Origin of the sequence: Glycomyces luteolus, assembly GCF_027622875.1 — a bacterium.
Classification (GTDB): Bacteria; Actinomycetota; Actinomycetes; order Mycobacteriales; family Micromonosporaceae; genus Glycomyces; species Glycomyces luteolus.
In genome coordinates, this window is record NZ_JAPZVP010000041.1 from 1 (window position 1) to 5,496 (window position 5,496).

8 protein-coding genes are annotated in these 5,496 nt (G+C 62.5%); all 8 read left to right on the forward strand.

What is annotated here, in order from left to right; translation table 11 throughout:
* Positions 1 to 661: 661 nt before the first annotated feature.
* The 8 genes from O1R50_RS26070 (at position 662) to O1R50_RS26105 (ending at position 5,231) form a co-directional block, all read left to right on the forward strand.
* Complete coding sequence (locus O1R50_RS26070) at positions 662 to 907, forward strand: hypothetical protein (RefSeq protein WP_270113190.1); 246 nt, start codon at positions 662 to 664, stop codon at positions 905 to 907.
* 285 nt (positions 908 to 1,192) lie between these two features.
* Positions 1,193 to 1,558, forward strand: coding sequence for a YbaB/EbfC family nucleoid-associated protein (locus O1R50_RS26075; protein ID WP_270113191.1), 366 nt, complete (start codon positions 1,193 to 1,195; stop codon positions 1,556 to 1,558).
* Positions 1,558 to 1,968: a type VII secretion target gene (locus O1R50_RS26080; protein ID WP_270113192.1), complete on the forward strand. Its 411-nt coding sequence runs from the start codon at positions 1,558 to 1,560 to the stop codon at positions 1,966 to 1,968. The genes O1R50_RS26075 and O1R50_RS26080 overlap by 1 nt, the downstream gene beginning before the upstream one ends.
* 44 nt (positions 1,969 to 2,012) lie before the next feature.
* Positions 2,013 to 2,735, forward strand: a complete 723-nt coding sequence (locus O1R50_RS26085) for a hypothetical protein (RefSeq protein WP_270113193.1) — start codon at positions 2,013 to 2,015, stop codon at positions 2,733 to 2,735.
* A gap of 32 nt (positions 2,736 to 2,767) precedes the next feature.
* Positions 2,768 to 3,616, forward strand: coding sequence for a hypothetical protein (locus tag O1R50_RS26090; protein WP_270113194.1), 849 nt, complete (start codon positions 2,768 to 2,770; stop codon positions 3,614 to 3,616).
* A gap of 66 nt (positions 3,617 to 3,682) precedes the next feature.
* The gene (locus tag O1R50_RS26095) at positions 3,683 to 4,213 is read left to right on the forward strand and encodes a hypothetical protein (protein WP_270113195.1); all 531 of its coding nucleotides are present in this window, start codon (positions 3,683 to 3,685) and stop codon (positions 4,211 to 4,213) included.
* Positions 4,214 to 4,227: 14 nt separating this feature from the next.
* Positions 4,228 to 4,761, forward strand: a complete 534-nt coding sequence (locus O1R50_RS26100; RefSeq protein ID WP_270113196.1) for an SUKH-4 family immunity protein — start codon at positions 4,228 to 4,230, stop codon at positions 4,759 to 4,761.
* Positions 4,758 to 5,231 (forward strand): SUKH-4 family immunity protein, encoded by a 474-nt coding sequence (locus O1R50_RS26105; protein WP_270113197.1) that lies wholly within the window; start codon positions 4,758 to 4,760, stop codon positions 5,229 to 5,231. Before O1R50_RS26100 ends, O1R50_RS26105 begins: the two co-directional genes overlap by 4 nt.
* Positions 5,232 to 5,496: the final 265 nt, after the last annotated feature.

Sequence of the window (5,496 nt, forward strand, 5' to 3'; positions counted from 1 at the left end):
GTCACCGAAGCAATGCTCGGCATCGCACGCCTCCACAACCTCGCCCGCGCCGCCTGAACGGCTCCAGACAGCCACGGCCAACACGACGATCAGCAACTCCCAGAACCAATAACGGGACAGCCTTTAGCGCTCCTCATCCCATGGATAGAAGTCAGTCACCATACCGCCCCTGACGATCTTGATCTCCCGGAGCCCGTGAATCGGATCCCGAATGAGGCGATCTCGGAGCGCATCAGGAGTCAGGTTCGAGTCATTCAGGTCCAGGATGATGCGGTCGGCCTGCCGCTTCTTGCCTTGTCACGGATGCCAGTGCGGACGTTTTCGGATTGTCCGAGGTTGGGGCGTAGCAGTCGAAGTAGTCGCCCTCGATGATGAAGTCGGGCCGGGTGCCGTTGTCCCGCTGTGGTGGACACTGTTGGACCTCATACCCCGAGGTCGCCAGCAGCGCGGCGGCTTCGTTCTGCCGCTGCAGTCCTCGCAGTTTCCGGGCGTCCCCTTCCAACGCCTCCCGAGGGCCCGAGGGAACGCGCTTAGGATCGGGCGCAAGAGAGGGCTTCGAAACTGACGGACCAGATGAGGCGACCCGCGCGGCCGGCTTCGATCCTGAGCCGGAGGCACCTCGGCCGCCCGCCCCGCGAAGCGCATCAACCCTCGATCGAACTTGGCCAAGCATCTCGCCGAGCTTCAAAAGCCCATCGTGGACCTCGCCAAGACTCGTCTCGACCGCCCTTGCGCGAGCTGCCGTACCCTCGACCCCAACGCGATCGAGGGCATCGGCCAGCTCAGCAGCCTTGTCAATCGAACCTCGAACATCAGCCTGCGCATGCTCGGCGGCCTCGATGCTGGCAGTGATGCCGCTACGAGGTCGTCCATAGAGGCCAAGGGGTCTGCTCCGTCCATGCCCTGAGGGGTGGGCCCGGCGAGAAGCATAGTCCGATTCGTGTAGGTGCGCGGACCCGGTTGAGCCAACCTCAGATTCGCGATCCTCGCGGCGAACGGCGCGGACATCACCTGCCTTCACCCACGCCCGGCTTGGCACACGGGGGCGCACATTGACGTGGTCCGTCTCTATTGTGAGATTAACTTATGATGGCGTCTGTTGACTTCCCCTCGGAGAGAACGGACCCCATCGTGTCGCACGCCCACACCCCATGTCGTTCGCGCGGCCTTCGCACCTCTGTGGGGTGGACCTGTGGACACTGAAGCGGCCCGAGCGAAGATCACCGAATGGAAGCAGTGTGCGGACGAACGCGCCCTGCAGACCCAGCAGGCGGCTGAACGGCTCAAGGAACTGCGTGTGACCGTCTGCGACGAGAACCAGACCGTTGAGGTGACCATCGACTCTGGCGGTGCGCTCGTCGACGTCCAGTTCTCGGCCCGGATTCAACGGCAGGCGCCAGAGTTCACGCGGCGGACCATGCTCGATGTGTACCAAACGGCGAAGGACCAACTGGCTGAACAGGCCCGCGAGATTGTCACCGAGACGATGGGGCCGACGAGCGCGAGCGCGAAAGCGATGATGGCGACCTTCGTTGAGGGCAAAGGGGATCGGCAGTAGTGGCGTGGGCTTCACGATCTTCTGGCGGCGCTGGCGATTCGTACGGCACGGGTACCAAAGCCACTGGGGGCGGGTCAGCCCCGAGCTCGGGCGGAGGTGGCACGGGTTGGAAAGTTGACCCTGATCAGCTGCGGACGCATGCGGCTGGGCTTCGGGAACTGCTGACACGGTTCGATGCGATCCGTGCAGCGAGCGCGTCGACCGGGTTGGACACTGAAGCGTTCGGGCAGCTGTGCCAGTTCCTGCCGCCAATTCTCGACGGGCATCGTGACGAGCAGGACCAGGTAACTGAGGAGTTCGCGACGAACATCGAGATGCTCGCGGACGCCGTCGAAGCGTGCGCTGACGACTATGCCGCTGCCGACGAGGACTCCAGCGGCGAACTCGGCGCTCTCGCCAGCGAGCTGTAGACGTCTCCCGCCCCCTCCTCCTCATAACGAAAACGGACCGCCCTGTGAGTGACCAGTCTCTAATCGCCACCACGAGTGACATCGCCCCGGAGTCCCAACGGGACGGCTGGACCGGCATGTCGTTCGCTGATGACTACAAAGGCATTGCGCAAGCGATCGAGTCCGGCAGCTGGATCGACGGTGCAATCGCCGGGCTCGGCGCGACACTGAACGCCGTCGGCACCGTGTTGGACCCGTTCGGTTCGCTTGCGTCCATGGGCGTGTCATGGGCGATCGAGCAATGCGATCCGCTACGTGAAGCGCTCGACTGGTTCGCTGGCGATCCTGAAGCGATCGAAGTGCAGGCGTGCACGTGGGACAACATCACCGCGGAACTCGCGGCAATCGGCGACGACCTAATGGGCCGGCTCGACAGCGGCGAGCTCGACTCGTGGGAAGGCATGGCCGGTGACGCCTACCGGACCATGCTCAGCCTCAACGCCGAATGTGCGTACTCCGTTTCCGGAACGGCTGCGGCGGTGGGAGCCGCCACGCGGGGCGCGGGAACAGTCGTCACCACGGTGCGCGACTTCGTGCGGGACTTTGTATCGGAATGCATCGGTCACGTTGTCGCCTGGCTCGCCGAGATCGTCTTGACGGCCGGTCTGGCGACACCAATCGTCGCCGGTCAGCTTGCCGGCGCGGTCATCAAATGGACCGGGATCATCTTCGGAGTCGTCATGGGACTGATCCAAAGCATCGAAACGCTCAACGCTCTCCTCGGCTAACTGTGTCGCCCCCTCGAACTCGGAGACTCCCTGTGACCCGACGTCAACGCCGCTTCGCACGCACCGCATTGGCGGGCGTGCTGCGATCCGCGGTCGCCATCGGCGTGCTGCTGGTCATTAGCGGGACACATATGGCCCGCCGAACGAACACGGACACGAACGACACTGACAGTGCCTCGCCGAGCCGCAACCGCAACACCGACGCCCCGAACACGCGGGCGCAACGGGCGAAGGACCTCGACACGCTCACCGGCCGGGCGCGTCCGAAGATCGGGGCCCCCACCCCACCGAAGGGGCGGTACCCGCGAAAAAACACGCGGAGGACCGACGACGGGGAGACCATTGTCGCCGACCGTGACCGGGACCTTCCTGTTGACTGGACGAAGGGCTTCACAGAGAACCTGGATGCGCCGAAGCAGAACGACGATGGGTCGTGGACCATCAACCTTCGCATGCACGACGGCTGGAACCAGGAGCATTTCGACGCGAAAGCCCAACATCTGGATGGTTTGGCGGCCAACGACAAGTTGGAGCTGAAGACAGGCGACGGCGAAGAGCGTGGAGGTGCCGTTGACAGCTGGCGGTCCGCAAAGGAACGTGAGATCTTCTACAGTTCGGAAAACCAAGCCGAATATGATGCGAGGATCGCCGATCTCGACAATACGCAAATCGACCACGCCCATGAACTGCAGCTGGGCGGTGAAGATAACCACGACAATATGTGGGCCATCGACTCTGCGACGAACCACGGCATGGGCGGGCAAATCAATTCGCAGCTGACTTCCGTCACGAACCAGTTGAAGGCGATGGGATACAGCGATGCCGAGATCACGGGAACGCTCATCCGCATCAACGTGGTGCCGGGCACGTATACCCCCTAGGCGAAGGGGCCGGTAGAATGCAAGGTCAAGAGGCAGAAAGGTGCAGCTGTGTCACATCTAGAAGCAATGCGAACGAAACTGGCTCGTCTGAGGGAGCTCGGCGCGGTCGAAGAAATGGATCGGCGCTGGGACGATTTTGACGACGAGTTCGACTACGACATGCTCGCACTGCATGACGGCGTCGCATTGCAGCGGCAGTACCCCGGTGATCTCGCTGCACTCTACGAGCTAACCGACCGCCCGGTCTTCGGCGAGATCCGGTTCCCCCCGGAGTCGTCATTTGCGGACGCGCGCGCAGTCGACTTCGAAGGCAATCCGATCGACGACCGGACCCGCATCAAAATTGCTGGCCTGGGTGAAGATGCAGTGTTGCTCGATACGGACTCGGGCGAGGTAATGATCTACTGGTACAGCTACTTCAAATACAAGTGGGATTCCGGTGTGGTCCTCACGTGCGCGGATGTTCCCGAGTTCGTGGACACCGTTTGTCTCGGTTCAAGATACGCGGAAATCAAAGGACCGAAGGACAAGCAGAAGGAACCTTGGTGGGACCGTCATCCGTGGTACGCCTACCTGCAAGAAGTGGCAATGGCGTGACGGAGGCTGATCCAATGCGAGAACGTCAAACATATGTGCAGGCATGGGGTGAATCGAACGTCATCCGGTTCCCGCGCGACGCGTGGATCGAACAGTTTCCCGCACCTCGGGAGACGTACCCGGATGTCGACGTCATTCCCATCGAAGTGTCGGTGGTGTTCACGTCGTTGCTCAACGGCCGGTTCGACCTATACTCCGTGATCAATCTCAACGTGGGCCCGCAAAGCACACTGCAGCTTGTGGTCATCGGCGCTGTCCCTGCCGACAGCGACAACACGCTGTTCTGCCTCGACAGCGGTACGGGACGAGTGCTGATGCTCGGAGTGAGCAACGGGACCTTGGAGCCGGTCAACGCGACCTTCAAGCAGTTCAGCGAGTTCCTGTACCACTTCGCAATCTTCGTCCGATACGACAATGGCAAGCAGCACCGGGCGCAGCGGGCCTCGGTACTGCGCTCGCAACTTGAACGCATCGACCCGAGTGCCTTCGCCGACGCCAACTCGTGGTGGTCGGTGGCCTTCACGAAGCTTGAAAGCCGGATGTCATGAAGTTCCCCCGCGAAGCGTGGATCGCTGCCGGGATCAATCCGGCATCACTCCCTGACGACACGGACGTCCCTGACCGGGTCCCGGGCCTGTTCACTACCCAAATTCCCGGGAACGTCAACGTCTTCGACACCATCGCACTCAGTGCCGAAGGCACCGAGCTTGATCTCCGACTCATCGTCGTCGGCACATTCGAGCAGGCACCGAACCTCTTGTACGTCCTCGACCCCTACACGGGGCAGGTCTTGCAGTTCGACCCGTCGAGCGTGCAAGTACGCGGTGTCAACTCCACCTATCGGTGGTTCATCGAATTTCTCAAACGCGTCTCACACGCGATGGCATCGGCCGGAACCGAGGACCCCGGCACGGTCCTGACCACCGGACTGAAATTCACGCTCCGCGCCGTAGACGATACCGCGTTCGAAGCAGGTGCGTGGTGGCCCATGGTGTTCAAGCAGCTCGCCCGGTCCTAGGGCGCGGTAGATGCTGGCGAAGCTCGCCGGGCTCGCTCGCCGCCAGTCGTCTTGGGGAGTGACTGGATCGTTCGAAGAGGCTCAGGTGGCGCGGATCTGCCGTCTGACGGGGCTCGCTGTGTGCCGTCTCCGCTCTCGCTAAAGGCTGTCCCGTTATTGGTTCTGGGAGTTGCTGATCGTCGTGTTGGCCGTGGCTGTCTGGAGCCGTTCAGGCGGCGCGGGCGAGGTTGTGGAGGCGTGCGATGCCGAGCATTGCTTCGGTGAC